24 protein-coding genes, 2 tRNA genes and 1 other RNA gene are annotated in these 26875 nt (G+C 66.6%); 12 read left to right on the forward strand and 15 right to left on the reverse strand.

Annotated elements, in window-relative coordinates; genetic code table 11:
* Positions 1-105: 105 nt before the first annotated feature.
* The 3 genes from ACFQ9R_RS27625 to ACFQ9R_RS27635 form a co-directional block, all read right to left on the reverse strand.
* Positions 106-1389 (reverse strand): aminotransferase class I/II-fold pyridoxal phosphate-dependent enzyme, encoded by a 1284-nt coding sequence (locus ACFQ9R_RS27625; protein WP_378994426.1) that lies wholly within the window; start codon positions 1387-1389, stop codon positions 106-108.
* Between the two features lie 164 nt (positions 1390-1553).
* Positions 1554-1648: signal recognition particle sRNA small type (gene ffs, locus ACFQ9R_RS27630), an RNA gene on the reverse strand.
* 26 nt (positions 1649-1674) lie between these two features.
* On the reverse strand, positions 1675-2229 hold the full coding sequence (locus tag ACFQ9R_RS27635) for a TetR/AcrR family transcriptional regulator (RefSeq protein WP_378660906.1): 555 nt from the start codon (positions 2227-2229) through the stop codon (positions 1675-1677).
* A gap of 165 nt (positions 2230-2394) precedes the next feature.
* Between ACFQ9R_RS27635 and ACFQ9R_RS27640 the strand changes: the two genes are divergently transcribed.
* From ACFQ9R_RS27640 to ACFQ9R_RS27650, 3 genes are all read left to right on the forward strand, one after another.
* Complete coding sequence (locus tag ACFQ9R_RS27640) at positions 2395-3384, forward strand: hypothetical protein (RefSeq protein WP_378994428.1); 990 nt, start codon at positions 2395-2397, stop codon at positions 3382-3384.
* 67 nt (positions 3385-3451) lie between these two features.
* A tRNA-Ser gene (locus tag ACFQ9R_RS27645) sits at positions 3452-3536 on the forward strand.
* A gap of 263 nt (positions 3537-3799) precedes the next feature.
* The gene (locus tag ACFQ9R_RS27650) at positions 3800-4228 is read left to right on the forward strand and encodes a DUF5994 family protein (RefSeq protein ID WP_378638566.1); all 429 of its coding nucleotides are present in this window, start codon (positions 3800-3802) and stop codon (positions 4226-4228) included.
* Positions 4229-4290: 62 nt separating this feature from the next.
* On the opposite strand, the gene ACFQ9R_RS27655 is transcribed toward ACFQ9R_RS27650, so the two are convergent.
* On the reverse strand, positions 4291-5742 hold the full coding sequence (locus ACFQ9R_RS27655) for a threonine/serine exporter ThrE family protein (RefSeq protein WP_378994430.1): 1452 nt from the start codon (positions 5740-5742) through the stop codon (positions 4291-4293).
* 379 nt (positions 5743-6121) lie between these two features.
* Between ACFQ9R_RS27655 and ACFQ9R_RS27660 the strand changes: the two genes are divergently transcribed.
* Both ACFQ9R_RS27660 and ACFQ9R_RS27665 read left to right on the forward strand, forming a co-directional pair.
* Complete coding sequence (locus tag ACFQ9R_RS27660; protein WP_378994432.1) at positions 6122-6766, forward strand: helix-turn-helix domain-containing protein; 645 nt, start codon at positions 6122-6124, stop codon at positions 6764-6766.
* Between the two features lie 267 nt (positions 6767-7033).
* Positions 7034-7516, forward strand: coding sequence for a helix-turn-helix domain-containing protein (locus ACFQ9R_RS27665; RefSeq protein WP_378994434.1), 483 nt, complete (start codon positions 7034-7036; stop codon positions 7514-7516).
* A gap of 21 nt (positions 7517-7537) precedes the next feature.
* On the opposite strand, the gene ACFQ9R_RS27670 is transcribed toward ACFQ9R_RS27665, so the two are convergent.
* Complete coding sequence (locus ACFQ9R_RS27670) at positions 7538-8968, reverse strand: hypothetical protein (protein WP_378994436.1); 1431 nt, start codon at positions 8966-8968, stop codon at positions 7538-7540.
* 96 nt (positions 8969-9064) lie between these two features.
* Positions 9065-9274 (reverse strand): DUF397 domain-containing protein, encoded by a 210-nt coding sequence (locus tag ACFQ9R_RS27675; protein ID WP_378638552.1) that lies wholly within the window; start codon positions 9272-9274, stop codon positions 9065-9067.
* Between the two features lie 420 nt (positions 9275-9694).
* On the opposite strand from ACFQ9R_RS27675, the gene ACFQ9R_RS27680 reads away from it, so the two are divergent.
* From ACFQ9R_RS27680 to ACFQ9R_RS27690, 3 genes are read left to right on the forward strand one after another with little or no spacing between them, the layout of a single operon-like run.
* Complete coding sequence (locus ACFQ9R_RS27680; RefSeq protein WP_378994438.1) at positions 9695-10180, forward strand: DUF309 domain-containing protein; 486 nt, start codon at positions 9695-9697, stop codon at positions 10178-10180.
* Between the two features lie 9 nt (positions 10181-10189).
* Positions 10190-11110, forward strand: a complete 921-nt coding sequence (gluQRS, locus tag ACFQ9R_RS27685) for a tRNA glutamyl-Q(34) synthetase GluQRS (RefSeq protein ID WP_378994440.1) — start codon at positions 10190-10192, stop codon at positions 11108-11110.
* Positions 11111-11155: 45 nt separating this feature from the next.
* Entirely contained in the window at positions 11156-11857 is a 702-nt protein-coding gene (locus ACFQ9R_RS27690) for an RDD family protein (protein ID WP_378994442.1), read from the forward strand.
* A 69-nt stretch (positions 11858-11926) separates the two neighbouring features.
* Here the strand turns inward: ACFQ9R_RS27690 and ACFQ9R_RS27695 are convergent, their stop codons facing one another.
* Positions 11927-12517 (reverse strand): DUF4190 domain-containing protein, encoded by a 591-nt coding sequence (locus ACFQ9R_RS27695; RefSeq protein WP_378994444.1) that lies wholly within the window; start codon positions 12515-12517, stop codon positions 11927-11929.
* Positions 12518-12791: 274 nt separating this feature from the next.
* On the opposite strand from ACFQ9R_RS27695, the gene ACFQ9R_RS27700 reads away from it, so the two are divergent.
* The gene (locus ACFQ9R_RS27700; RefSeq protein WP_378994446.1) at positions 12792-13574 is read left to right on the forward strand and encodes a queuosine precursor transporter; all 783 of its coding nucleotides are present in this window, start codon (positions 12792-12794) and stop codon (positions 13572-13574) included.
* Positions 13575-13610: 36 nt separating this feature from the next.
* On the opposite strand, the gene tgt is transcribed toward ACFQ9R_RS27700, so the two are convergent.
* From tgt to ACFQ9R_RS27725, 5 genes are all read right to left on the reverse strand, one after another.
* The gene (gene tgt, locus ACFQ9R_RS27705) at positions 13611-14864 is read right to left on the reverse strand and encodes a tRNA guanosine(34) transglycosylase Tgt (protein ID WP_378994448.1); all 1254 of its coding nucleotides are present in this window, start codon (positions 14862-14864) and stop codon (positions 13611-13613) included.
* A 20-nt stretch (positions 14865-14884) separates the two neighbouring features.
* Positions 14885-16789, reverse strand: coding sequence for an ABC transporter ATP-binding protein (locus tag ACFQ9R_RS27710; RefSeq protein WP_378994451.1), 1905 nt, complete (start codon positions 16787-16789; stop codon positions 14885-14887).
* On the reverse strand, positions 16786-18519 hold the full coding sequence (locus ACFQ9R_RS27715; RefSeq protein ID WP_378994454.1) for an ABC transporter ATP-binding protein: 1734 nt from the start codon (positions 18517-18519) through the stop codon (positions 16786-16788). Before ACFQ9R_RS27715 ends, ACFQ9R_RS27710 begins: the two co-directional genes overlap by 4 nt.
* Before the next feature lie 84 nt (positions 18520-18603).
* On the reverse strand, positions 18604-19080 hold the full coding sequence (locus ACFQ9R_RS27720; protein WP_358102957.1) for an Rrf2 family transcriptional regulator: 477 nt from the start codon (positions 19078-19080) through the stop codon (positions 18604-18606).
* An 83-nt stretch (positions 19081-19163) separates the two neighbouring features.
* Entirely contained in the window at positions 19164-19760 is a 597-nt protein-coding gene (locus ACFQ9R_RS27725; protein WP_378994456.1) for a TetR/AcrR family transcriptional regulator, read from the reverse strand.
* A 201-nt stretch (positions 19761-19961) separates the two neighbouring features.
* On the opposite strand from ACFQ9R_RS27725, the gene ACFQ9R_RS27730 reads away from it, so the two are divergent.
* Both ACFQ9R_RS27730 and ACFQ9R_RS27735 read left to right on the forward strand, forming a co-directional pair.
* Entirely contained in the window at positions 19962-22256 is a 2295-nt protein-coding gene (locus ACFQ9R_RS27730; RefSeq protein ID WP_378994458.1) for an MMPL family transporter, read from the forward strand.
* Between the two features lie 176 nt (positions 22257-22432).
* Positions 22433-24724: an MMPL family transporter gene (locus ACFQ9R_RS27735; RefSeq protein ID WP_378994460.1), complete on the forward strand. Its 2292-nt coding sequence runs from the start codon at positions 22433-22435 to the stop codon at positions 24722-24724.
* Between the two features lie 40 nt (positions 24725-24764).
* Here ACFQ9R_RS27735 and ACFQ9R_RS27740 read toward each other — a convergent pair whose 3' ends face one another.
* Entirely contained in the window at positions 24765-25013 is a 249-nt protein-coding gene (locus ACFQ9R_RS27740; RefSeq protein ID WP_378638529.1) for a hypothetical protein, read from the reverse strand.
* Between the two features lie 303 nt (positions 25014-25316).
* Between ACFQ9R_RS27740 and ACFQ9R_RS27745 the strand changes: the two genes are divergently transcribed.
* The gene (locus ACFQ9R_RS27745; RefSeq protein ID WP_378994462.1) at positions 25317-26285 is read left to right on the forward strand and encodes a GlxA family transcriptional regulator; all 969 of its coding nucleotides are present in this window, start codon (positions 25317-25319) and stop codon (positions 26283-26285) included.
* 16 nt (positions 26286-26301) lie between these two features.
* On the opposite strand, the gene ACFQ9R_RS27750 is transcribed toward ACFQ9R_RS27745, so the two are convergent.
* Positions 26302-26392: transfer RNA gene (locus tag ACFQ9R_RS27750), tRNA-Ser, on the reverse strand.
* Positions 26393-26438: 46 nt separating this feature from the next.
* Positions 26439-26873, reverse strand: a complete 435-nt coding sequence (locus tag ACFQ9R_RS27755; RefSeq protein ID WP_378638685.1) for a nucleoside deaminase — start codon at positions 26871-26873, stop codon at positions 26439-26441.
* Positions 26874-26875: the final 2 nt, after the last annotated feature.

The following is a 26875-nucleotide window of genomic DNA, read 5'->3' on the forward strand; positions in this document are numbered from 1 at the left end:
CGCCCCGCCCCCACACCAATCTCTGGCACCCCCTGTGCGGCCGGGGGGTAACAAACCCCCCCGGCGGGTGGGGGGGCCCTCGCGCCCCCCCCAACGCAGGCGATCTCAGAGCAGCTTCTCCGTGGCCGCGAGCAGCACGCAGGTCGCGAGTCCGTCCATCGCCTTCTCCAGTTCCGGCAGCTGCGGGAAGCTGGGGGCGATGCGGATGTTCTTGTCCTCGGGATCCTTGCTGTACGGGAACGCCGAGCCCGCGGCGGTGAGCGCGATGCCCGCCTCCTTGGCCAGCGCGATCACCCGGGCCGCGGTGCCCTCGAGCACGTCGAGACTGATGAAGTAGCCGCCCTTGGGCTCGGTCCACGACGCCACCTTCGACGCGCCGAGGCGGTCTTCCAGGATGCGGCGCACGAGCGCGAACTTGGGTTCGAGCAGCGCACGGTGCTTCTGCATGTGGTCGCGCACACCCTCGGCATCGGTGAAGAAGCGCAGGTGCCGCAGCTGGTTGAGCTTGTCGGGGCCGATGCTCTTCTTCGCGGCGTGCGACAGATACCAGTCGATGTTGGCCTGTGACGCTCCGAAGAAGCTCACGCCCGCACCTGCGAAGGTGATCTTGGAGGTCGACGCGAACACCAGCGGACGGTTCGGGTTGCCCGCCGCCTCGGCCAGGCCGAGTACGTCGACGACCGGCGCCGCGATATCGGTGAGCGGGTGCACCGCGTAGGCGTTGTCCCAGAACAGCCGGAAGTCCGGTGCCGCGGCGGGCAGCGAAACCAGTTCGCGGACAATCTCTTCCGAGTAGACGACACCGGTGGGGTTGGAGTAGTTCGGCACCGCCCACAGGCCCTTGATCTGCGGATCGTTCGTCAGCAGCGTCGCGATGGCGTGGACATCGGGGCCGTCGTGGCGCATCGGGATGGTGATCATCTCGATGCCGAGCGCCTCGGTGATGGCGAAGTGACGGTCGTAGCCGGGGGCCGGACACAGCCACTTGATCGGCTCGTCGCCGACCCAGCGGCGCGGGGAGTCGGGGGTGCCGTAGAGCATCGAGAACACGATGATGTCGTGCATGATCTCGAGGCTGGCATTGTTGCCCGCCAGCAGTCGCTCGACGGGGATACCGAGCAGTTCGCCGAAGATCGCGCGCAGTTCCGGCAGACCGGTGAGGCCGCCGTAGTTGCGGCAGTCGGTGCCCGAGCCGTCGCGGAAGTCGCCCTCGCCCGGCAGGGACAGCAGCGACGAGGACAGGTCGAGTTGCTCCGGCGAGGGCTTACCTCGGGTGAGATCCAGCGTGAGCTTCTCAGTTTTGAGCGTCGCGTATTTCGCGGTCTGGGACTCGTGCTCGGACACGAGTTCCTCGTGGCTCATCAAACCGATCTGCGTTTGCCGGGGCATCCTGGGCAGCCTTTCGAAGCAGCAAGGGGGTGCACGCTATGCGTGCTGACAGGCGCAACGTTACCCGGCGATTGCCCGCAATCGGCGGGGTATCGGGGCCGGGATCAGGCTCGCACGCTGCGAAGGTGCGTAGGCCGATCGGTCGGAGCGGGGACCCCTGAAAATAAAGGGGACCCCGCGCACCCGGCAGAGCCCGTTGACCCTTGCTGCCTTCCGGCCCTGGGGGAGTTCACAGGATGCTCGCCGCGCGGGATCCGTCGGCCAGTGTAGCGGTTGTTCGCGGTACTAGCGATTCCGGTCTTCGAATAGCAGGTCGGCGGCGCGCGTGAGGACCTCGACGCGGGTGCGGCCCGCGTGATCGGCGGCCAGGAAGTGGCTGCCGATGGTGGCGCAGAAGGCGAGCAGACTCCTGGCTTCGACCTCGTCGGGATCTTCGCAGAACACGCCGATTGTCTCGCGCAGCAACGCCATTCGCGTGTTGTCGACGCGGCGAAGGCGTGCGGCGACGTCGTCGTCGCGGCGGGCCCAGTCGCGGATCGCGAGGTCGATCGGGAGCAGTCGATTGCTGGAGAAGGTGAGCAGGCCCGCGACGCGCGCCTTGGTCTTCGGGTCGAGGGTTTCGACGCGTTCGAGCACCTGATCTGTCGCTTCGCTCTCCCACACGTCGAGCATCGCGGTGAGTAGTGCGTCACGGTCGGCGAAGTAACCGTAGAACCCGCCTTTGGTCACGCCGATGCGCTTGGCCAGCGCCTCGACCCGCACGGCGTCGACGCCGGAGGACGCCAGTACGGCCAGGCCCTCCTCGACCCATCTGGCCCGGGGCGTTCGCGCGGTTCCCACGACGTGTTCCACCTCATATCCCTCGACGACGAGCGCATCCGACCAGTCGATACTCGAGTGTACGCAACCGTATAACCGCCGCGGCGACGGTGACGCTGGCTACGATCTATCCGATATCGGCAGCGGGGGTTCGGTGTTCCCCATGACTGGAGAGGGGGCCCGATCGTGACCGGCCCGAATCAGCGACCACCCGGCGACGGTGTGCCGCCGTCCGACCCCACCGTCGCATGGTGGGAACGACCAGGCGAAGGCGCAGGTCAGAACCCCGCCCAAGCCGACCCGACAGTGCTGCGCGGCAATATCGGCGCGCCCGGCCCGTACACCGCACCGCCCGGGCCCTATCAGAGCGGCGCGAACCCCCAGCCCTACACCGCGCCGCCCGGGCCTTATCAGAGCGGAGCGAATCCACAACCGTTCCCACAGCCGCAGCAGTACGCGCATCCGCAAGCGGGCGCCTATCAAGCGCCGCAGCCGCAATGGGGCGCACCGCCGCGGCCGCCCTCGTCGGGCAACAAGGCGGTCTGGTGGATCGTCGGTGGCGCCATTGTGGCGGTGGGCGCGCTCGTGATCGGGCTGATCGCGTTCACGGCCAACAAGGTCGACGACGACAACCCCTTCGGACCCGATCCGGACAAGTGGGCGGGTAGCTACGTCTACAAAGACGGCAAGAACGCCTGCGACCTGGTCGATCTCACCGTGCTGAATCAGTGGTCGTCCACGCGCGAGACGACCACCCACACCGAGCGTGGCCCGTCGGAGTACATCGGCGGCGGCTCCTACGACTGCGACGCCAAGAACCAGGAGTCGGGCCGCAACGCCAACGACGCGGCCCTGGGTCTCGAGGTCGAGTTCAAGACCGAGAGCGAGACCGAGTCCGACTACGCGCGCTGGAAGGGCTACGACACCAAGACCACCGGCAAGGACTACGACCACGGCCCGGTGAGCGGCCTCGGCACGGAGGCGTACTACGCCAGCGAGCAGCACACCTACGGCTCCATCCCGAGCGACTACTCCGTCGTGGTGGCCGCGCACGACAGCAACATCTCGGTGAAGGTGGAGATCGAGGTGTCGACGATGCGCACCGTCGACAAGGCGGCCATGCGCACCGCCGCCGAGACCCAGGTCCGCAAGGTACTGGCCGCTCTGAAGAAGTAGCAGGTCAGAAGCGGTCGCGGGGGCCCGGTTTGGCATCGACCCCCTGCGACCCGCTATGCTGCTCCACGGAGGATTCGCCTAGTGGCCTATGGCGCTCGCCTGGAACGCGGGTTGGGTTAACGCCCTCAGGGGTTCAAATCCCCTATCCTCCGCAACAGCAGGGCCCTGATCGGTTCGCCGGTCGGGGCCCTGTTCGTTTAATCGGTGGATCTGTCAGTGGGCATCCGTAGAGTGAGCCCCGATGGTGCGGGAGACCCCCACCACACCCACATACCGTCGTCGCCGCCCCAACACAGATGTGCGTGCCGACGCAGTCCAGTGGGTACCCAGCCTTCGCGCCGATCCGGAGTTCGGATCGCGCCGGTCGATGCCACGAGCGCGTCGATCGCACAGAAATCAGAAAGTACAGAACGAAGTGAATACATCACCTGAAACGAGCATCGGGCGCGACGCGTCCGGGCCGATCCGGCTGATGCTGCGTGACCGCACAGCCACCACCGGGCCGATCGACGGCGCCTGGTGGCCGCGAACCGACCAGCCGATGACCGAGTTGCACCAGTTGGTGACCGCGGTCGGACCGCGGATCGGCAAGCTGGCCCGGCTCGGATTCGACTGGACCACCAGCGAATCCGGCGACAGCACAGCCCGCAACGACCAGGCCGCGCGCATCATGCACGTGGTCGGCAGCAACGGCGCCGCGCTCGCGCTGCTGGTCATCCCCGCGGCCACCGAGGCACCCGCGGCGCGCAGCCAGATGCGCTGGGCGGCAGGAAAACCACGCATCCAGGACCCGGCGCCCGCCGACACGGCCGCCGACGGGCCACGCACCCTCGTGCAGATCTGACCAGCACCCTCGTGCAGATCTGACCAGCACCCTCGTGCAGATCTGAACTTCGCCGATCTACCTCATCGGTCGCTGGTGAACGACGGATCGAAGTCGCGCGGCGCACCACGACGACTCAGCAACCGGTCGAACCATTCACCCAGGATGACGCCCGCGGCCAGCGCGCAGCCGACACCGAACGCCCCGAGGATCTGCCCGAAACCGAGCAGCGTTTCGTCCTCGAGCAGGGCATACAGCCCGCGATATACCTTCAGACCCGGCAGCAGCGGCGTGATGCCCGCCGCCGCGACGACCAGGGGCGGGGTGAGCGCGCGACGCGCCATCAGACCACCGGCGAGGCCGATCACCGTGGCCGCCAGGCCGGCCGACACCACCGGCCCGAAACCGATGTCCTGCGCGCCGAGGAAGGCCATGGTGCCGCCCGCACCGCTGAGCCCGGCCGCGAACAGCGCCCGACGCTCCGCGTAACAGGCCATCGCGAAGGCGATCGCCGCGACCGCACCGGCCACCAGCTTGATCGCCAGATCATCGGTGTCGCGGCCCGCGCTGGCCGCGATCTCGGGCACCGCGATCCCCATCATCGTCGAGATCCGCAGGGCCAGACCGATGCCCGCGACGATGCCGCCGGTCATCATCACCACTTCGAGCATGCGGGCGGCCGCGGTGATCGGCGCGCCGGTGATGGCATCCTGCACCGAACCCACCAACTGCTGACCGGACAGCAGCACGGTGATGCCCGCCGCGACGATCAGCGCCGCGTCGGAACGCCAGTGGTCGCTGATCGAGGCGAGCGCGATGGCCGGGATCGTGGCGATGACACCACCGACCATGTGCTGGAAGAACATCGGCAGACCGAGCTGATGCAGGTATCGGTTCACCACGTCGATCGCCGCGGTGCTCACGAAACTGATCGCGGCGAGAACGAACCCACCGCCGAGCAGCACCGCGATCGCCGCCGCCAGCAGCGACCAACCCGCCGTCGACACCCAGCGCGGGTAGGGGTGGCGCGACGAGATCAGTTCGTCGAGGGCGGCGTGCGCCTGGTCGACGGGGACGATCTGGCTGCGAATGCGGCGCGTCAGCCGGTCGACCGCGGCCAACCGCGTGAAGTCGAGCGAGCGGTACTTCACGACGCGCATATCGCTGGCCGGCGGCAGGCTGGGTCCACGGTCGGCCCAGATACGGATCGCGTCGAAGGTGACGTCGATATCGCAGCTGTTCAGACCGTAGGTCGAGGCGATGAAGCGGACCTGCGCTGACGTGTCACCGACACCGGTACCCGCGGAGAGGACGACCTCACCCACGCGCACGGCCAGGTCGAGTACCTGCGACACCTCGGCGTCGTCGGCGAGGTCGATCGGTTGCAGCGGGGTGGGTGCGGCGACGATGTTGTCGGCGGTGGCCCGTTGTGACGGCAGGACGAACGGCCTGCGCAAACGCCACCATCGCTGGCGCAGACCTGGGCGTTCGAGGATGGTGGCGCCGTCGCCTTCCGCCAAGGGGTCCACACTCATACCTCGACGGTAATAGCGATCGCAGCACCTTCGCCGTCTCGCAATCAGTTCGTCAACGTGTCGGGTCCGGATTCGCTGGTAGCCGAACGGTGACGACGTCCGAGGTCGCGCCGTAGGGTCAGATGTCGTCGATCAATCCGGTGCTGTAGGCCGTCGCCGCCAGGTGCTGTAGGCAGCGCGGGCCGCATCCGTTGTGCTGAGTCAGCACGAAACGGGCCTGCTGGAGCGAAGAAATGGAAGAATCGGCCAGACAGTCGGCATGCGCGGCGCGCCAGTGGTCTTCGTAGCGGAGGGCGGCGGCCCGCGATGTCGGCGGGTCTGGTGCGGAAGTGTCCAGCAGGGTGTGACGGGAGGGGCAGGCAATGGAGGCGATGACTGTATGAACACCGGGACGGGGAAGGTGATCCAGGAGCGGCGCAGGCTGCTCGGGCTCTCGCAGCCCGCGCTGGCCACCGCGATCGGGGTGAGCTCGCGCCAGATCACCAGGTACGAGTCCGAGGAGCAATCGCCGACACTGCCGGTCGCTGTCCGATTGGCCGACGCGTTGCAGGTCTCGCTGGCGGAGCTGGCGGGCATCGTCGACAACCGCGTCGACCTGGCGGGTGACTGGTGGGCAGCCTGGCAGAAACCGGCGAACCACGCGGACGAGGTCGAGGTAGCGGCGGTGACCATCCGGCACGAGGGTGACCATCTGATGCTCGACTCGGCCGCTGAACCGCCTGCGCCCGAAGCCGATCCGGTCGCCCAGGTACGTGGCGAGATGCGGGTCTGGGAGGGCGAGGCGCTCACCGGCTGGATGCGCGGCATGGACATCGCGTTCCCGGTCGGCACCATCTACTACTCGCTGCATCCCCAGGGTGCTCATGCCGTCGGCTCGTGGACGACGAAATCGGGCCCCGACGGCCTGGTACGCGGCTGGAGCGTGCTGGCGCGGGAGAAATCCGACGCCGAGAAGCTGCTGGCGGAAATGCTGCGCACCGACGGCAATGTCGAGTCGTGGCCGGGTCCCTCGCGCTCGGCCTGAAGCCGCCGCCTGATCTCGGCGACGCTCGGGCGCCCGCGTTCGGCGGGCGGTGTGAGTAGTAGGTAGCGGCTCAGCGCCCCGAACACGAACAGCCCCACGGCAATCCACAGATAGATCTCCATCGGTTCCCCTCCGAACGAGTCAGTGCTTGCACGAGTGGCGCGGTATGGTGGTCGCCGAGCCGCCACGAGAAAGTATGGTCGCCGCCAAGACCTTTTGGACAGCAAAAAGCGTCTACAAACGTCTACAGTTCTCTACGATGAGCCCATGTCCAGTCGGGGCGAGCAGGGGAACGGCGTCGTCGGAGCTCGGTTGCGGCGATTGCGGGAAGAGTCGGGGTTGTCGCTGGCGGCGTTGGCCGCGCGCGTTCCGTACAGCAGGGCGGCGCTGGGACACTACGAAACCGGCACGCGAGCCGCGTCTTTCGAGGTGATCGCGTGGTACGAGCGGGTACACGCGCAATCGACGCCCGCGCTGCCAGGCACTCGTCGACGTGATCCGCGAGCTGCCGATGCGGCCCTCGCGACGGCGATCGCCGCGGCGCATCGAACCGGCCCGCTGATCGAGATCGGGCGACCACACCGGGGAGACAGCGGAACCGGATACTTCTGCCCGTTCCGGATCGACGGCGTGATCGAGGGTGAAGCCGCGGGAACCGACCCGGCGACGGCCTTGCACTCGGCGCTGCTCGCGGTGGGCGCGGAGCTCGATCGCGCGGGAAACAGCGTCGGCCACGGTCGACGTCGGTGAAAACTGGTCCTGCCCCGCGGATCAGCGGTGCGCGGCGACGACCGCATCGAGCGCGACGGCGAGCAATTCCAGGTAGCGGTCCGGATCGGACAGCACCCACGGATCGGAATGCACGGACAGCGTGATCGTTTCGCCGATGCCGTGGACACCGTGAGTCAGGTGCATGACGGTACCGAGAGCCGGAAAACCGCCGGTGAACAGGACCGGGGCACCCGCGAAGGCGAGATCGGCCGGCCCGCGATACACACTGGACACGACGGTATTGCCATCGAGCGCCGCGGGGACATTGTCCAGTTCGGCCCGTTCGACATCACGCACCGCCAGCACCGCGGGGACGACATCGCCGACTCGATCCTGCGCGGAGAGCAGCGGATTCAGCGCTCGTTCGCGGCGGGCAGCGAGTTCATCGGCGATGAGGTTCGCGCGCGTACGCAGGTCGGGTTCGTCGATGTGCAGGTCGATGGACAGTCCGCGGTAGTTGTTGCGGGCCGCACTCGGCCCCGGAAGTGCCATCGGTAGTGCGGTACCCAGCCGTTCCGGTTGCTCACCTCGCTGCGAGAGATAGTCGACCAGTGCCCGCGAAATCGCCGTCAACGCAACAACAGTGACGGTTTTGCCCGGAATGCGGAGGTCGTCCGCATCGACGACGAGCATTCTCACGGTGTGACCGTCGACCGCGGTAGCCGGATTCAGCGCACAGGGCGCGAACCCGGTTGTGGCCGCGGGTACCTCACCGGCGGCCGTCCGGTCCGCCAATTCCCGCTGCGCGAGGTACGCGGCCCGCCCGCGCCACACCGTCGCCGCGAGCTGTGCGGGAAGACGCAGCACCCCAAGCACTCTCGGATCGACTCGCCGAGCGATCCATCCACAGGGTTGTCCACAGGAATCCCCAGGCTGTGCAGAAGTTTTACCAGGTCCGACCGGGTGATCTGCCGAGTTGTCCACAGGCACATCGGGTGTGCTGTGGACAACAGCTTCATCCACAGCCATCCCGAAGAGCGCTCGCGCGATGGCGGCGGCACGGGTGCCGTCGGCCAGTGCGTGCGAAAGTTGCAGCACCACCACCACAACGGGCGCGGCCGACCGTGGTGCGGAGTGAACCGACCGGAAAACATGGACACGCCAAGGAAATTCGGTCGCGACGACACCGGTTCCCAGGAGTTCGCCCAGATCCGCGAGCAACGCCTGCCACGACAGGCCGTCCGGCCTGTGGTGCACGAATTGCTGGGAGGTGAATTCGGCCGGAACCCAGCGCGGGTAGTCGAGATCGCCCGGAATCTCCTGCAACCGGATCCGCAGATCCGGAATGCGCGCGGCGCGCGCGGCGATGAAAGCGCGGAGTTCGTCGGTGGCGGAATCGGTTTCGGCGAAAGAGTAGAGCAGGAACACGTCGTTGGCGGTGCGCCGCGACAGCCAGTACATCGTCGCGTCACGCGCGGCCATCGTGGTCATCCGGCCACGATAGGCCACCCCGCCGAGATCACTGAGAAGGCCCCGAGTCCGCTCGACTCGGGGCCGGTATTGCCCATTCGAGATGCATCTCGCGGGTCAGCCCCGCGCGAACTCTCCCGCGGTGACATCGGCGAGGAAGGCTCGCCACTGCCCTGGACCGAAGGCCAGTACGGGTCCGCGACCACGATCCTTGGTGTCACGAACGGCGATGTCGCCGCCGGCGAGAAAGGCTACTTCGACGCAGTTCCCATCGGGTCCGCTGTAGGTGCTCTTCCGCCACACAGCGTCGGTTACATCAACTTCCACGGCACTTGCTCCTTTGGTTCATCGAGAAGAGGGGATAACTCCTGGAATCGTTGCAACATTCCGAAATCCGGCGCGACCGATGAGTTACTTCGTGGCACACAAGGCACTGCCACACGGCGCGCGCAACCGACCGGCACGAACCAGCGCATCGAGGCGTTTCCGCCTCCGGGGGCTGCCCCCGCGGAAGAAACACTAGCAGGTCTTCCGCAATGTTGCGGAAGAGAATTTGCTTTCCCATATCGTTTTGCCAACCTTGCGAAGCTTCACGTTTGCGGAGGCATTGCCAGGCCTCTTACCCATTCCCGATCTGGTTGACACATCCCCATTTACTTCCGTGTGATTAGTCCGTGATACGTCAATTTCTCGAGTACCTCAGCAGTCACATGAGCACCATCGAGGGCAGGCGTGGATCATGGGGGAATGATCTCCCGTGACCGTGACACCGCAGGTCGTGCCCGTAACGACCGTCCCCGCGATCGACTCGGCCGACCGCTGCCCCCCGGCAGTGCCGGAGTCGCCCGAATTCCCGACGACCTCGACCTCGGACCCCAGCAAACTCTCACCTTCGCTCAGCAACTGCTGGACGACGGATTGGCATTCAATGCCCACGAGGTATTGGAGGCGGCATGGAAGAACGGGCCGGTTGCCGAACGGATGCTCTGGCAAGGGCTGGCCCAATACGCCGTCGGCCTCACCCACATCCAGCGCGGCAACGCCAAAGGCGCGGGTACTCTACTGCGCCGGGCGAGCGAGCGACTCGGGTCCTACCCGGCGAATGCCCAGCAGCACGATGTCGACCGCGCCGGACTGATCGCGCACGCGCGGGAGCTGCTCGACGCGCTCGATGCCGGCGACGGCATCGCCGAGGAGCGGCTACGCACGCGGCTGTGCCGCGAGCCCACCTAGGATCGTGGAGTGCCAACGAGTCGAGGCGCGGGCCGCTACGCGCCGAGCCCTTCGGGCGAGCTGCACGTGGGAAACCTGCGTACCGCGGTACTCGCCTGGCTTTTCGCGCGAACTTCCGCGCGCGAGTTCCTGATCCGCGTCGACGATCTGGACCGGGTCCGGCCCGGCGCCGCCGCGGGTCAGCTCGACGACCTCGCCGCGATCGGCATCGACTGGGACGGCCCCGTGGTCTACCAATCCGAACGGCTGCCGAGCTACGCCGCCGCTGTGGCCGAACTGACCGCAGCCGGACGCACCTATGAATGTTTCTGCACCAGACGCGAAATCCAGCAGGCCGCCACCGCGCCGCACGGGCCGATGGGCGCCTACCCCGGCACCTGCCGTGAGCTCAGCGACGCCCAGCGCGCGGCCAAGCGGGCCGAAGGACGCGTCGGCGCAGTGCGATTGCGCGCCGACGTCACCGAGTACGAGATCACCGACCTATTGCACGGCCGATATCGGGGCGCTGTCGACGATTTGGTGTTGCGCCGCGGCGACGGTGTCCCCGCCTACAACCTCACCGTCGTCGTCGACGATGCCGCCCAGGGCGTCGACCAGGTGGTTCGCGGCGACGATCTGCTGCCGTCCACCCCGCGCCAGGCGTATCTCGCGGAACTGCTCGGACTCACCGCCCCGACTTATGCCCACGTGCCGCTCGTGCTCAACGAGGAAGGCAAGCGACTGGCGAAACGCGATGGCGCCGTGAGCCTTTCGGACCAACGTGCCCGGGGCCACACGCCCGGAGACGTGGTGGCGGCGATCGCGGAGTCACTCGGGTATTCCGCGCGGACGACCGGCGAGCTGCGCGATGTTTTCGACCCAGCGCGTATCCCCGAGAAACCATGGATACTCGAGCCTATCGGGTTGTTCCGACCAGAGGGATGTCCGTAACGTACGCATAGACCGATCTAGAAGATCAAAACGAGGACTGAGATTATGACCAGCGGTGGTTACGACCCCAACCAGTACCCGCAGGGCGGTCAGCCCGGCGGCTACGGCCAGGACCCCTACGGCCAGCAGCAGCCGCAGCCCGGCTACGGCCAGCAGCAGCCGTACGGCCAGCCCGGACACGGCGGCGCACCCCAGCCCGGTTACGGCCAGCCGGACCCCTACGGCCAGCAGCAGCCGGCCTACGGGCAGGACCCGTACGGTCAGCAGCAGCCCTACCCGCAGCAGGGCCAGTACGGTCAGCAGCAGGGCTTCGGCGGGGTACAGGCCGCCGACCTGGGAATCCGGATCGGTGCGCGTCTGATCGACTACCTGATCGTCGGCATCCCCGTCGCGATCGTGCTCGGGCTCATCGTCGGTAGCGGCACCGGTGGCCAGATCGCCACCAGTTTGATCTTGTCGCTGGCCATCTACGGCTACTTCGTCGCCATGGAGGTCACCCAGCAGGGCCAGAGCCTGGGCAAGAAGATCCTCGGCCTGCGCGTACTCGCCCCCGGTGGCGCGCCGAGCCTGACGCCCGAGCAGTCCCTCAAGCGCAACCTGTTCACGATCGTCGGCCTGATTCCCTGCGTCGGTGGGCTCGTCAGCCTCGGCCTGGCGATCTACATCATGGTCACGATCAGCAACGACCCGAACAAGCAGGGCTGGCACGACAAGTTCGCCGGCGGCACGCAGGTCGTCAAGGGCTGATTCCCCACACCTGACGAAAACAACAGGGGCGCTTCCGGAATCCGGAAGCGCCCCTGTTTCGTTGTGAGATCAGTAGGTCGTGGACGAGTCGAGTCCACCGGCGATGCCGAGCACCACGAAGAAGAGAATGTAGAGGATCCAGCCCACGATCGCGGCGACACCGATCCAGATGCCTGCCTGCGCCATGCCCTTACCTTCGCCGCCGCGCTCCTTGATCTGGTTGAGCGCCATCACGCCGAGGATGATGCCGACGATCGCGCCGACACCGCAGCTGCACAGCCCGATCAGCGAGGAGACCAGCGCGCCGATCGCCAGACCGTTGGTGCCCTGCGGCTGCGGGTACTGCCCGTAGGGCTGGTACGCACCCGCCGCCGGATAGCCGCCGTAGCCGGGCTGCTGCCCGTAAGCGGGCGGCTGCTGCGGGTACTGCGGCTGATTGGGCTGCTGGTACTGCGGCTGCGACGGCTGCTGCGGGTACTGAGGCTGCGAGGGGGGCGGCGCCGGCTGCTGGGGATACTGCGGCGACGACGGATATTGGGAAGGCTGCGACGGCTGGGCGGTCGGATGCTGCGGCACCGAACCCGGCGCGCCGGACTCCGGGGACACGCCGGAGCCGCCGTACTGCTTCCACCACTCGTCGGAATCGCCGGGATTCGTCATTGCTACAGGGTATTCCACAACGGTGTTCCGTGGAACGCTGGGCGTTTCGAGGCGGGAAGAGGATATATCGGGCGCACCGGCCCCGGGTAGTGTACGGGCTGTTTTTTTGGAGCGCTGGCGCGCTCGAGCGGGGCCCTGGAGGCCCCGATCTTCCCTCCCTCCGGGTACTCCTTCGTCGCACCCTCCGGTCAGTCCAGATCGGGGCGGGCCCCTTTGGGTAGAGACGTATCGGGTTTAGCGGGCTCGGGTAGTGGACGGGGTGTTTCTTGGGAGAATGGGGCTCGTGACTGATACAAACTCGCTCGACAAACCAGCTGAATCTGGGCACCCCGCGCCGGAACATGCGGCATTCGCCCAGGTTGCGCGGGGGTTCTATCCGGTAATCGTCGCCCTGTTCACCGCGACGCTGATCATCTCCAATATCTGCGCCACCAAAGGTGTGGAGTTCTTCACCGACAGTTCGGTGATGCTGGGCCCGATCCAGATCCTGCCGATCGCGACCGACGGCGCCTTCTTCCTGTTCCCGCTGGCCTACATCCTCGGCGACGTGCTCAGCGAGGTCTACGGCTTCCGCGCCACCCGCCACGCCATCTACACCGGTTTCGCCGCGCTGCTGCTGACCGTCGCCTGCTTCTACATCGCCATCCAGCTGCCCCCCGCGGGCTTCTACGAGAACCAGGAAGCTTTCCGCACGGTCCTCGGCACCACCCCTCAGCTGGTGCTCGCCGGTCTCGCCGGCTACTTCGTCGGTCAGCTGCTGAACTCGGCCACCCTGGTACTGATCAAAGAGCGCACCAAGGAAAAGCACCTGTGGGCTCGCCTGATCGGCTCCACCGTTGTCGGCGAGTTCGCCGACACCCTGATCTTCTGCTCGATCGCCGCTACCGCCATCGGCATCAACACCTGGCAGTCGTTCATCAACTACGTCATCGTCGGCTTCCTGTGGAAGACCCTGTGCGAGGTGCTCGTCATGCCCATCACCTACCGCGTCATCGCCGTGCTCAAGAAGACCGAACCGACCTACGCTCCGGCGAAGGTCGACGCGCTGCACGACTAGCCCGCAGGGCGGGCGGCGGATCGGAAGGTCCGCCGCCTACTCCCCCGGCACCTTGATCCGGCCCCGCCACTGGCCCAGGAACTCCTTCTTGAACTCGTCGAAGTAGCCGCCCTCGATGCTGGCCCTGATCCGGTCGACGAGGCGAATCGTGAAGCGCTCGTTGTGAATTGTGCACAGCGTCGCCGAGAGCATTTCCTTGGCCTTGAACAGGTGATGCAGGTAGGCGCGGGTGTAGTGGGCGCAGGTGTAGCAGTCACAGTTCTCGTCGATCGGGGTGAAGTCGCGACGGAACCGGGCGGTGTTGATGTTGAACCGCCCCTCGTCGACATAGATCGCGGCATTGCGCGCCACCCGCGAGGGATTGACGCAGTCGAACGTGTCCGCCCCGTTCTCGATCGCGGTGAACATGTCCTCCGGCTCGCTGATTCCCAGCATGTGGCGCGGTTTGGCCTCGGGCAGCTCATCACAGCACCACCCGACGATCGTGCCGAGATTGTGCTTCTCCAGCGCTCCGCCGATGCCGTAACCGTCGAATTCCGTTCCACCACTGCCCCGGATCGACTCCAGCTCACGACAAGCCTTGCGCCGCAGGTCTTCGTACTGCGCACCCTGGATCACCGCGAACAGCGCCTGATACGGACGATGACCGCGCACCGCGGTGAGCCGTTCGTGCTCGTCGATGCACCGCTGCGCCCACTCGTGCGTGCGCTGCAACGACTTCTCCTGATAGCCGCGGGTATTCATCAAGGTGGTCAGCTCGTCGAAGGCGAACATGATGTCGGCCCCGAGTTCGTGCTGGATGCCCATCGACACCTCGGGTGTGAAGCGATGCTTCGAGCCGTCCAGGTGCGAACGGAAGGTGACCCCGTCGTCATCGACGGTGGCCAGGCGCTCCTTGCCCGCCGCGATCACCTGATCGGACCGGATGTCCACAGCCTCCATGGCGAGGACCTTCTTGAAACCGACCCCCAGCGACATCACCTGGAAACCGCCGCTGTCGGTGAAGGTGGGCCCCGGCCAGTTCATGAACTTCCCGAGCCCACCCGCCTCGTCGACCACGTCGGCGCCGGGCTGCAAGTACAGGTGGTAGGCGTTGGCCAGCAGCGCCTGCGCCCCGATCTCGCGCATCGTCTCCGGTAGCACGGCCTTCACCGAAGCCTTCGTTCCCACCGGAATGAAAGCGGGCGTGGCGATCTCGCCGTGCGGGGTGGAGATCACGCCGGTCCGGCCGTGCCTGCCCCCGTCCAGACGGGTGCCTACTTCGAAGGAGAACTCGCTGCTGTCGGCCACCGACCCATCGTGCCAGGGCCTTACTGAGCGGCCGCGAACTGGGCGTTGTACAGGTTGTAGTAGGGCCCGCGCTCGGCCAGCAGCCGCTCGTGGGTGCCGTGTTCGACGATGCGCCCCTTGTCCATCACGACGATCAGATCCGCGTCCCGGATCGTCGAAAGCCGATGCGCGATCACGAAACTGGTGCGATCGCGGCGCAGGGCCGCGGTGGCGTGCTGGACCAGCGACTCGGTGCGGGTGTCGACCGAGCTGGTCGCCTCGTCCAGGATCAGGATCGACGGCTTGGCCAGGAACGCGCGGGCGATCGTGATGAGCTGCTTCTCGCCCGCGCTCACCCCGCCGCCCTCTTCGTCGATGACCGTGTCGTAGCCGTTGGGGAGCGAGTGCACGAACCGGTCGACGTAGGCCGCCCTGGCCGCGGCCTGGATGTCGGCTTCCGGCGCCGTCGGATTGCCGTAGGCGATGTTCTCGCGGATGGTGCCCTTGAACAGCCAGGTGTCCTGCAGCACCATGCCGATGCGCGAGCGCAGGTGGTCGCGGGTGATGGTGGTGATGTCGACGTCGTCGATGGCGATGGTGCCCGCGTCGAGTTCGTAGAAGCGCATCAGCAGGTTCACCAGCGTGGTTTTGCCCGCGCCGGTCGGGCCGACGATGGCGACCACGTGGCCGGGATCGGCTACCAGCGAAAGCCGTTCGATGACAGGGGTTTCCGGGTCGTAACCGAAGGACACCGCCTCGAACTCCACCCGCCCGCGATCCACCGGGCGCGCGATCTCCACCACCGGATCGGGGGACTGCTCCTCGGCGTCGAGGATCTCGAAGATCCGTTCCGCCGAGGCGACGCCGGACTGCAGCAGGTTCGCCATCGCACCGATCTGGGTGAGCGGCTGGCTGAACTGGCGCGAGTACTGGATGAACGCCTGCACGTCGCCGAGCGACAGATTGCCGGTGGCCACCCGCAGCCCGCCGACCAGTGCGATGAACACGAAGTTCACGTTCCCGAGGAACATGATGGCGGGCATGATCAGGCCGGAGATGAACTGCGCCTTGAAGCTCGCGTCGTAGAGCTTGTCGTTGCGCTTGTCGAACTCCTCGCCGACCTCGCGGCCGCGGCCGAACGCGGTGATGATCTCGTGGCCGGTGTAGGCCTCTTCCACCGAGGAGTTCACCTCGCCGGTGAATTTCCACTGGTTGACGAAGTGCGGCTTGGACCGCTTGGCGATCTGCGCGGTGACCACGATCGCGGCGGGCACCGTGAGCAGCGCGATCAGTGCCAGCAGCGGCGAGATCCAGAACATCATGATCAGGATGCCGACCACGGTGAACAGCGAGACCAGCAGCTGGCTCATCGTCTGCTGCAGGCTCTGCGAGACATTGTCGACGTCGTTGGTGACGCGGCTGAGCACGTCACCACGCGGCGCGGTGTCGAAGTAGCGCAGCGGCAGCCGATGCAGCTTCTGCTCCACCTCGTCGCGCAGCCGCTTCACGGTGCGGTTGATGGCGATATTGAGCAGATAACCCTGCAGCCAGCCGAAGATCGCGGCGGCCACGTACAGCGCGAGCACGAGCATCAGCACGCGGCCGACGGCGTCGAAGTCGATGCCGGTACCGGGGATCACGTTCATCGCCGAGAGCATGTCGGCGCGGGTGGTCTCGCCCTGGCTGCGTAGCAGCTCGACGGTCTGGTCCTTGGTGAGGCCGGGCTCGAGCTGCTTACCGACGAAGCCGTCGAACACCAGGTTCGTCGCCCTGCCGAGCAGATACGGGCCGAGCGTATTGAGCACCACGGAAGTGATCACCAGCGCGACGATCACACCGACGGTGAACTTCTCGGGGGCCAGCCTGCTCACCAGTCGCTTCAGCGACGGACGGAACGACTTGGCCTTCGTTCCCGGCGCTCCGGGAACGGGTCCACCTGGCCTCATCGGGCTTCCTCCACGCTCAGCTGGGACTCGACGATCTCGCGGTACTCCGAGCAGCGCTGCATCAATTGGTCATGGGTTCCGATGCCGGCCATCGCACCGTCTTCGAGGACGACGATCTGGTCGGCGTCTCGAATCGTCTGAATCCGCTGGGCCACGATGATCACCGACGCGTCGGCGGTCTCGGGCTTGAGCGCGGCGCGCAGCCGGGCGTCGGTGGCGACATCGAGCGCGGAGAACGAATCGTCGAACAGGAAGATCCGCGGCCTGCGCACCAGCGCGCGGGCGATACACAGCCGCTGACGCTGACCGCCCGACACCGTGGTGCCGCCCTGGGCCACCGGAGTGTCGAGACCCTGCGGCATCTCCCGCACGAAGTCGGCCGCCTGGGCGACCTCGAGCGCGTGCCAGAGTTCGTCGTCGGTGGCGTCGGGGTTGCCGTAGCGCAGGTTGGTCGCGATGGTGCCGGAGAACAGATATGCCTTCTGCGGCACCAATCCGATCCCACTACGCAGAAGTTCGAGGTCGAGGTGGCGTACATCGGTGCCGCCGACGTAGACCGCGCCGTCGGTGACGTCGATCAGACGCGGGATCAGGTTGATCAGCGTGGTCTTGCCCGCGCCGGTGGAACCGACGACGGCAGTGGTGGTACCGGGCGACACCTGGAATCGGATACCGCGCAACACCGGCTTCTCCGCGCCGGGGTAGGCGAATTCCGCGAACTGCAGGTCGACCGTGGCCTGGTCGCCCTTGAACGACTGCGGCAACCGCGGCGGGCGCACCGAGGACTCGGTCTCGAGCACCGCGCCGATCCGATCGGCGGAGACGGCCGCGCGCGGGGCCATCATCGCCAGGAACGAGGCCATCATGACGGCCATCAGGATCTGCATGACGTAGGACAGCATCGCGGTGAGCGAGCCGATCTGCATCGTGCCGTTGTCCACATGGTGACCGCCGAACCAGATCACGCCGACAGCGGTGAGATTACTGATCAACATCACGGTCGGGAACATCAGCGCCATCAGCTTGCCGACGCGCAGCGACGCGTCGGTGAGCGCGGTGTTGGCCATCCCGAAGCGCCAGATCTCCTGCCGCTCGCGCACGAACGCGCGGACCACCCTGATACCGGTGATCTGCTCGCGCAGCACGCGGTTGACTCCGTCGATGCGTTCCTGCATCTGCCGGAACCCCGGCACCATCCTGGCCACGATCGTGCCCATGGAGAGGGCGAGGGCGGGCACCGCGATCAGCAGCAACCACGAGAGCCCGAGATCCTCGCGCAGCGCCATGATGACGCCACCGACGCACATGATCGGCGCCATCACCAGGATTGTCACCGACATCACGATGAGCAGCTGGACCTGCTGGATGTCGTTGGTCGAGCGGGTGATCAGCGACGGCGCGCCGAACATCCCCACCTCTCTGGCCGAGAACGTCTCCACCCGGTGCAGCACGCCACCGCGCATGTCGCGACCGGCGCCCATCGCCGCCTGCGCGCCGAAGTACACCGACGCGGCCGAGGCCACGATCTGCACGCAGCTCACCGCGAGCATCCACAGACCGGTGGTCCAGATGAAACCGATGTCGCCCTTGGTGACACCGTCGTCGATCAGATCGGCATTGAGGCTGGGCAGGTAGAGCATCGCGATAACCGAGATCAGCTGGAGTACGAGGACACCCGCCAGCTGGGCGCGGTACGGGGCCAGGTAGGTCCGCAGCAGGGTGATCAACATGATGGTCGAAGGCTACAGCGCGCGGGTGAGCAGCGCCGAGCACTTTTACCTGCCCTGTGGACAACTCTCAGCCTGTGGACAACTTCATGTGCCTGCGGGTGTACGCGGCTCGCGACGCACCCAGGCGCCGGGGTCGGCGACCAGTTCACCGATGAAACCGGGCAGCCGGTCGGTGGCGACGTCGGCGATGGAGACGTTCTCCAGCACGGCCCGAATATTGACCCGCAGCGCGATCCATACCTGCTGCAGCGGTTCCGCCGCGCCCGGATACCGCACGTCTTCGGGCCGCTGCCCGCGCACCGACGCCAGCGGCGACTCCACGGCGCGGATCACATCGGCCACCGAGATCTCGGTCGCGGGCCTGCCGAGGCGATACCCGCCGTCGGGCCCGCGCCTGCTCAGCACGAGCTCGGCGCGACGCAGTTCGGCCAGCACCGTCTCCAGCACCTTCGGTGGGATCTGCGCGGCGGCGGCGATGGCCTCGGACTTGACGACTCCGTCGGCCGCGGCGAGCTCGAGCAGCGTTCGCACCGCGTAATCGACCCTGGCGGTGATATGCACGGTGTCGAACTTACGCGGTGCTCCTGGATCGAGCGGTCAGCGGCCGGAGGCGGTAGCGAAGCGTCACCACGCGGGCCGCCCGCTCACGCCGAATTGATACAGCCGGTCAGTACGCAGGTTGCCGCGTCGAGGAGAGTCTTCTCGACCAACTCGTCGGTGGCGCCCGGTGCCAGCTCCGAGGACAGCAGCGCCACTCCGAGCACCTCGATGGCGGCGGCGGCACGCAGCATCGAGTTCTGGGTCGGATCGGGCCCGGCCAGCCACAGCCGCAGCTCACGGGTGGGTTCCATCAGGTCGGGATAGCGATCGGCGATGGCGTTGACGATGGCCGCGGTGTCGCGCACGCAGAGCGCCCCCGCGTCGCGATGGCGGATCATGCCGCGCAGGTAGGTGCGCAGGACCGCGCGAATGCCCTCGCCGTTGTAAGGAACGGCCTCGATGTCCTCGACGATGTCGCGCATGTGATCGATGATCGGATCGATGATCGCCAGAAGCAGATCGAGCTTCGACGCGTAGTGGTAATAGAGCGAAGCCTTCGTGATTCCCACCACATCCGCTACCTCGCGCAGGCTCGTCTGTTCGAAACCCTTGGCGGCGAACAGCTGTACTGCGGCGTCGCGGATCGCCTGTTTAGTACCCCCACCTGCGGTGACGGTGTCGGCGATGTCTCGGGCGGGCATGGCGGCAATCCTCCCATGATTCGGTGTGACGGATCCGGCGCCCCCAATATTGAGGTTGCTCCTCCACTTATCCACTAGGTAGTCTACCTACCGCACGGTAGGCAGAAAACGATGTTGTGGAGGCGGGTCCCGCAGGGGTGGCCCGCGAGTGCTGTCTACGAGCCATGCCACCCACCCGTTCTTCGCGCTAGGAGCACACGCGTGTCCGTATACCTGTACAGATGGGGAAAGTTCGCTTTCCGCCGTAAATGGATTGTCCTGCCGGTCTGGCTACTGCTGTTCGTGCTGCTCGGCGGCCTCGGCGCCACCCTGAGCAAGCCGATGTCCAACGACTTCAGCATGCCCGAGCTCCCGTCGGCCCGCGCCAACGAGATCCTCGACAAGCACTTCGAAGGCATGTCGGAGCAGTTCTCGATGGATGCCGTCACCGGCACCTACGTGATCGGCGCTCCGGAGGGGCAGAAGCTCACCGACCCGGCCAACCGGGCCGCGATCGACGCGTTCATCGCCAAGCTCAACGACCTGTCGATCGTCGATCACGAGAAGAAGCTGGCCAGCCCCATCGCGGCCACCGAGGAGATGGGCTGCCTCGCCGCCCCTGACCCGTCGAAGTGTTCGTCGGCCCCGCTCAACGTGCTGAGCGAGACCGCACCCGGCACCGTCGGCGTGCTCAGCGTCCCGTTCACCATCAAGGCCGTCACCGACGTGACCGACGCCGAGCGCGACGCCGCCTTCGAGGTCGGCGCCGAAGCCCGCAACGCCGGGCTGACCGTCGAACTCAGCGGCTCGATCGCGATGAAGCAGGAACAGCCGAGCGGCAAGTCCGAACTGATCGGCATGGGTGTCGCGCTGATCGTGATGGTGGTGGCCTTCGGCGCCATCGTCGCCGCGGTCGTGCCCATCATCACCGCCATCGTCGGCCTCGGCGCGGCGACCTCGCTGATCATGCTCGGTACCTCGGTGATGGAGGTGCCCGGCTTCACCACCTTCCTGGCCTCGATGATCGGTATCGCGCTGTCGATCGACTACGCGCTGTTCATCGTCTCCCGGTACAAACACGAACTGGCCGTGCGTGATTCGGCCGAAGAAGCCGCGGGTACCGCGCTCGGTACCGCCGGTTCGGCCGTGGTGTTTGCCGGTCTCACCGTCATCATCGCGCTCGGCGCGCTCGGCATCGTCGGCGTGGAATTCCTGACCTTCATGGGTCTGGGTGGCGCCATCGCCGCCGCGTTCGCCGTGCTCACCGCCGTCACCTTGATGCCGGCGCTGATGGGCGCCTTCGGCAAGTCGCTGTTCAAGCCGAAGCTGCCGATCGTGGCGCAGCACGATCCCGACGACGACACCTCGGTCACCAACGGCCAGCGTTTCGCCAAGCTGATCGCCAAGGCGCCGTGGGTCGCGCTGATCCTGTCGGTGATCGTGCTCGGCGCGCTCGCCGCGCCCGCCGCCGGCCTGAACCTCGGCCTGCCCGGTGACGACAGCATGCCGAAGACCTCCACCATCCGTAAGGCCTACGACCTGCGGACCGAAGGCTTCGGCGAGGGCAGCAACGGTGTGCTCATGGTGGCCGCTGACCTGAGTGCGACGCCCGAGGGTGAGCGCGAGGCCGCCGTCGGCGCGCTGCGCGCCAAGCTCGAGTCCTACGAGGGCATGGATTACGTCACCGAGCCGATGTGGAGCAAGGACAACCAGGGCGCCATGCTCAACGGTGTCCCGAAGTCCGGTCCGAACAACCAGGACACCAAGGATCTGGTCGCCGAAGCGCGTGGCGCGGAAGCGGATCTGAACGCGCAGTACGGCATGGAGTACGGCATCACCGGCACCACCGCCATCTACGCCGATGTCGACCATGTACTGCTCAGCAAGATCCTGCCGTACCTGGCGATCGTGGCCGGTGCCGCGTTCATCCTGCTGATCCTGGTGTTCCGCTCGATCCTGGTCCCGCTCACCGCCGCACTCGGCTTCCTTTTGTCGATGGGCGCCACCTTCGGTGCGACGGTGCTGATCTTCCAGCAGGGCAAGTTCGGCCTGATCGAAGATCCGCAGCCGCTGGTCAGCTTCCTGCCGATCATGTTGATCGGCTTGGTCTTCGGCTTGGCCATGGACTACCAGGTGTTCCTGGTGACCCGCATGCGCGAGGAATTCGTGCACGGCAAGTCGGCCAAGGACGCGATGGTCGCCGGTTACCACCACGGTGCCCGCGTGGTGACCTCGGCCGCGATCATCATGATCTCGGTGTTCGGCTCCTTCATCCTGGAGACCGACGTCACCGCCAAGTCGTTCGGTTTCGCGCTGGCCGCCGGTGTGGCGATCGACGCGTTCATCGTTCGCATGGTCGTGGTGCCCGCGCTGCTGGTGATCATGGGCAAGTGGGCGTGGTGGATGCCGAAGTGGCTCGACCGCGTCGTGCCCGATATCGACGTCGAGGGTGCGAAGCTCGAGCAGCTGCGTACCGAGAACGTCGAAACGGTGAAGCACCCGGTTTCGGTCGGCTGACCCGAGACCTCGAGCACGGCCCCGCAATCCGCTACCGGATTGCGGGGCCGTTCGTTTTCGGCATCCGCGCTGCACCGGTGCTTGATATCACCGTTGCTGGGCACCAGACTCAGGGCTAGTTCGACCCGGCTACACCTCCGATCCGCGCTCCGCACCGATCCACGAGGAGAAGAACCGTGTCCATCTATCTCTACCGGTGGGGCAAGCTGGCCTTTCGCCGCAAATGGATTGTGCTGCCCGTCTGGTTGCTGCTCTTCATGGTGCTCGCGGGGCTGGGATCCTCGTTGCAGAAGCCGATGACCGATGACTTCAGCATGCCGAACCTGCCCTCGGAACGGGCCACCGAAATCCTCGACAAGCACTTCCCCGGTATGTCGGAGGCGTTCGCGTTCGACGCGGTGACCGGTACCTATGTTGTGGGAGCGCCCGCGGGCCAGAAGCTCACCGACCCGGCCAACCGCGCCGCGATCGATGACCTGATCGCCGACCTCGAGCAGCTCGACATCGTCGACCATGCCGAACCGATCGTGAATCCGATCACCGCGACCGAGGAAATGGGCTGTCTCACCGGGCAACCCGATCCGTCGACCTGCAGTGGCGCGCCCCTGAATGTGCTGAACGAGACCGCACCCGAGACCGTCGCGTACTTCAGTGTCCCGTTCGCGATCAAGGACTTCGCCGACATCACCGCCGACGAACGCGAGGCCGCCTACAACGCCGGCGACTCAGCCCGCGCGGCCGGGCTGACGGTCGAGATCAGCGGCACCATCGCGATGGAACAGGAGATGCCGAGCGGCAAGTCCGAGATGATCGGTATGGCCGTGGCATTGGTGGTGATGATCGTGGCGTTCGGCGCCATCGTCGCCGCGTTCGTGCCGATCATCACCGCGATCGTCGGGCTCGGCGCGGCGACCTCGCTGATCTTCCTGTCGACCTCGGTGCTGTCGGTGCCGAGCTTCACCACGTTCCTGGCCTCGATGATCGGCATCGCCCTCTCCATCGACTACGCGCTGTTCATCGTCTCGCGCTACAAACACGAACTGGCGGTGCAGGATTCCGCCGAGGAAGCGGCCGGTACCGCGTTGGGTACCGCGGGCTCGGCGGTGGTGTTCGCCGGGCTCACCGTGATCATCGCGCTGGTCGGGCTCAGCATCGTCGGGGTCAGGTTCCTGACGTTCATGGGTCTGGGTGGCGCCATCGCGGCGGCGTTCGCCGTGCTCACCGCCATCACCCTGATGCCCGCGCTGCTCGGCGCCTTCGGCAAGGCGCTGTTCAAGCCGAAACTGCCGCTGATCGCCCAGCACGATCCCGAGGACGACAGCGTCGTCACCAACGGCACCCGGGTGGCCAGGGGGATCGCCAAGTTCCCCGCGGTCACGATGATCCTGGCCATCGTGGTGCTCGGCCTGCTCGCCGCACCGGCGCTGAACCTGAACCTCGGCCTGCCGGGCGAGGACAGCCTGCCCAAGTCGACCACCGTCCGTAAGGCCTACGATCTGCGCACCGAAGGCTTCGGCGAGGGCAGCAACGGTGTTTTGCAGGTGGCCGTCGACCTCAGCGAAACCCCCGCTGACCAGCGGCAGGCGGCGCTGAATGCCTTGCGCGACAAGCTACAGTCCTACCCCGACATGGATCTGGTCACCGAGCCGCAGATGAGCAAGGACGGCGCGGGCGCCCTGATCAACGGCATACCCAAGACCGGGCCCAACGCGCAGTCGACGAAGGATCTGGTGCAGTCGGCGCGCGCTGCGGAATCCGATCTGAACGAGCAGTACAAGATGTCGTACGGCATCACCGGAACCACCGCCATCTACGCCGACATCGACCATGTCCTGCTGAGCAAGATCGTGCCGTACATGGCGATCGTGGCGGGCGCGGCGTTCATCCTGCTGATCCTGGTGTTCCGGTCCATCCTGGTCCCGCTCACCGCCGCGCTCGGCTTCCTGCTGTCGATGGGCGCCACCTTCGGCGCGACCGTGCTGATCTTCCAGGAGGGCGAGCTCGGGCTGATCAAGGATCCACATCCACTGGTGAGCTTCCTGCCGATCATGTTGATCGGCTTGGTCTTCGGCTTGGCCATGGACTACCAGGTGTTCCTGGTGACCCGCATGCGCGAGGAATACGTACACGGCGCCGACCCCACCGAGGCCGTGATCAAGGGTTATCACCACGGAGCGCGCGTGGTGACCTCCGCGGCGATCATCATGATCTCGGTGTTCGGTTCGTTCCTGCTGGAATCCGATGTCACCGCCAAGTCGATGGGCTTCGCGCTGGCCGCGGGCGTGGCGTTGGACGCGTTCGTCGTCCGGATGGTGCTCATTCCCGCTCTGCTTGTGCTGCTGGGCAAGTGGGCGTGGTGGATGCCGAAGTGGCTGGACCGGATCGTGCCCGATATCGACATCGAGGGCTCGCGGCTGCGCGAGGTCCAGGCCGAACAGCGGCAGGTCGCGCCGCTACCGCAAGGCTGAGCGTCGACGGCCGGGGAACTCGTGTTCCCCGGCCGTTTCGCTACTGACTCGGCTGCGGCACTTGACATTCGGTGACGCGCGGATTGAGCCCGATGTAGTTCGCGGGCCCCGCCGCGGCGGTGACCGCGATGGTCGCCCAGTCCGAACACTGCTTGGGCAGGTGAGCGAAGTGGTGCCGCTGGCCGGCCGCGAGCAGCCCGACAGCGACCCAGCCGAGCACGATGAGAACCAGAAGTTTTCCCCCGAGCCCGATTCCGGACTTCGCGGGTGGCGGCTGTCGCCCGCGCATAATCATCGTTCCTTCCCGGATTCGGTGTAACCCAGTCTATTACGCGAGGAATACACCGCAGGTCGGACGAGGTGAATACCCGACGACAGATCTTGCCGCTACCGGGTGGTCCGCGCTCCCCCGCACCGCGACTTCCGGCTGTCCGGCCGAGCCGCGACAGGTGGGCGGATGCCGTGCCGGATCGCGTTCGCGGTGTGGATTCCGATGGCGAAGTCCTTGAGTTGCTTCAACATATCTCCATGGTCGGACTTCCGTGTCATCGGGAGAAGTGGCATAGATGACGACTATCGCTAAGATTTAGACATGAGGTCTGTCTCCGTGCTGGCGTACGACGGGATGACGGCGTTCGAAACCGGCATCGTCATCGAGGTCTTCGGCCTGACCTGGCCCGATATCGAGCAGCCCTGGTACGAGCTGAAAATCTGCACCGAAACCCCCGAACCCGTCCGCGTGATCGGCGGCGCGACCATGACCAGCCCGTACGGTCTCGCGGAATTCGCCGCCGCCGACACGGTCGTGGTCCCGAGCGTCGCCGACCCGCGCGCGCGGACCTCGCCGGAATTGATCGACGCGCTGCGCCGGGCGCACCGCAACGGCTCCCGGATCGTGTCGATCTGCTCCGGCGCGTTCGCCCTGGCCGCCGCCGGCCTGCTCGACGGCCGCCGGGCCACCACGCACTGGCGATACGCCGACCTGCTGCGCGAGCGCTACCCCCTGGTCGAGGTCGACCCCGAGCCCCTCTACACCGACGAAGGCGACATCCTGACCAGCGCGGGCTGCGCCGCCGGGCTGGACCTGGCGCTCCATCTGGTTCGCAACGACCTGGGCGCGTCCGTCGCCAACGCCGTCGCCCGCCGCCTCGTCATCCAGCCCCACCGCGCGGGCGGCCAAGCTCAATACATCGAATCGCCCATGCCCCCCGAACCCCTCGACGCCCCCATCGCCCGCAGCCTCTCCTGGGCGCTCGAACACCTCGCCGACCCGATCGGCGTACCCGATCTGGCCCGGGTCGCAGGACTCTCACCGCGCACCTACCTGCGCCATTTCGTCCGGGAAACCGGGGCGACGCCGAACAAATGGCTGATCGCCCAGCGGATCCAGGCGGCACTGGCCATGCTCGAGACCGGCGACGCACCCATCGAGGAAATCGCGACCGCGGCCGGTTTCGCCACCCCGGTCACCTTCCGGCACCATTTCACGCGAGCCGTGCGGACCTCGCCGTCGTCGTACCGGCGCACATTTCGGACAAGAAAAAGCCCCCCACCTGCGTGAACAAGTGAGGGGCTCATGGCGGTGGCGGAGGGATTTGAACCCTCGGAGGGGGGTTACCCCTCACACGCTTTCGAGGCGTGCTCCTTAGGCCGCTCGGACACGCCACCGCCGACTACGGTACCGGAGTGGGTGCAAGATTGTTAAATCGGCTGGTCAGCGCTGGTTTTTGAAGAAGGTGTCGAGGAGGGCGACACAGTCCGGTTCGAGGATGCCGCCGCGGACTTCGGGGCGGTGGTTGAGGCGGCGATCGCGGACTACGTCCCAGAGCGAGCCGACGGCACCGGTTTTGGGTTCCCAGGCGCCGAACACGACCTTGCCGATTCGCGCCAGCACCAGGGCGCCCGCGCACATCGTGCACGGTTCGAGGGTGACCGCGAGGGTCGCGCCTTCGAGTCGCCAACCGTCGCCGTGGACTGCCGCGGCCGCGCGCAAGGCCAGGACTTCGGCATGCGCGGTGGGGTCGCCGAGGGCTTCGCGCGCGTTGGTGGCGCGGGCCAGTTCACGACCTTGCGCGTCGAAGACGACGGCGCCGACCGGCACATCGCGCGGGTCGGCGTCGGCTGCGGCCGCCAGGGCGGCGCGCATCATCT

Source organism: Nocardia sp. NPDC056541, assembly GCF_042794235.1.
Taxonomy (GTDB): domain Bacteria; phylum Actinomycetota; class Actinomycetes; order Mycobacteriales; family Mycobacteriaceae; genus Nocardia.

What these genes read in the sequence shown, in the direction of transcription:
- ACFQ9R_RS27625 (WP_378994426.1), bottom strand. Translation starts at nt 1,389, where the DNA reads ATGCCCCGGCAAACGCAGATCGGTTTGATGAGCCACGAGGAACTCGTG.
- ACFQ9R_RS27655 (WP_378994430.1), bottom strand. Translation starts at nt 5,742, where the DNA reads ATGAGTGTGGACCCCTTGGCGGAAGGCGACGGCGCCACCATCCTCGAA.
- ACFQ9R_RS27660 (WP_378994432.1), top strand. Translation starts at nt 6,122, where the DNA reads ATGAACACCGGGACGGGGAAGGTGATCCAGGAGCGGCGCAGGCTGCTC.
- ACFQ9R_RS27665 (WP_378994434.1), top strand. Translation starts at nt 7,034, where the DNA reads ATGTCCAGTCGGGGCGAGCAGGGGAACGGCGTCGTCGGAGCTCGGTTG.
- ACFQ9R_RS27670 (WP_378994436.1), bottom strand. Translation starts at nt 8,968, where the DNA reads ATGACCACGATGGCCGCGCGTGACGCGACGATGTACTGGCTGTCGCGG.
- ACFQ9R_RS27680 (WP_378994438.1), top strand. Translation starts at nt 9,695, where the DNA reads ATGATCTCCCGTGACCGTGACACCGCAGGTCGTGCCCGTAACGACCGT.
- ACFQ9R_RS27690 (WP_378994442.1), top strand. Translation starts at nt 11,156, where the DNA reads ATGACCAGCGGTGGTTACGACCCCAACCAGTACCCGCAGGGCGGTCAG.
- ACFQ9R_RS27695 (WP_378994444.1), bottom strand. Translation starts at nt 12,517, where the DNA reads ATGACGAATCCCGGCGATTCCGACGAGTGGTGGAAGCAGTACGGCGGC.
- ACFQ9R_RS27700 (WP_378994446.1), top strand. Translation starts at nt 12,792, where the DNA reads ATGGGGCTCGTGACTGATACAAACTCGCTCGACAAACCAGCTGAATCT.
- ACFQ9R_RS27710 (WP_378994451.1), bottom strand. Translation starts at nt 16,789, where the DNA reads ATGAGGCCAGGTGGACCCGTTCCCGGAGCGCCGGGAACGAAGGCCAAG.
- ACFQ9R_RS27715 (WP_378994454.1), bottom strand. Translation starts at nt 18,519, where the DNA reads ATGTTGATCACCCTGCTGCGGACCTACCTGGCCCCGTACCGCGCCCAG.
- ACFQ9R_RS27725 (WP_378994456.1), bottom strand. Translation starts at nt 19,760, where the DNA reads ATGCCCGCCCGAGACATCGCCGACACCGTCACCGCAGGTGGGGGTACT.
- ACFQ9R_RS27740 (WP_378638529.1), bottom strand. Translation starts at nt 25,013, where the DNA reads ATGCGCGGGCGACAGCCGCCACCCGCGAAGTCCGGAATCGGGCTCGGG.
- ACFQ9R_RS27745 (WP_378994462.1), top strand. Translation starts at nt 25,317, where the DNA reads ATGAGGTCTGTCTCCGTGCTGGCGTACGACGGGATGACGGCGTTCGAA.
- ACFQ9R_RS27755 (WP_378638685.1), bottom strand. Translation starts at nt 26,873, where the DNA reads ATGATGCGCGCCGCCCTGGCGGCCGCAGCCGACGCCGACCCGCGCGAT.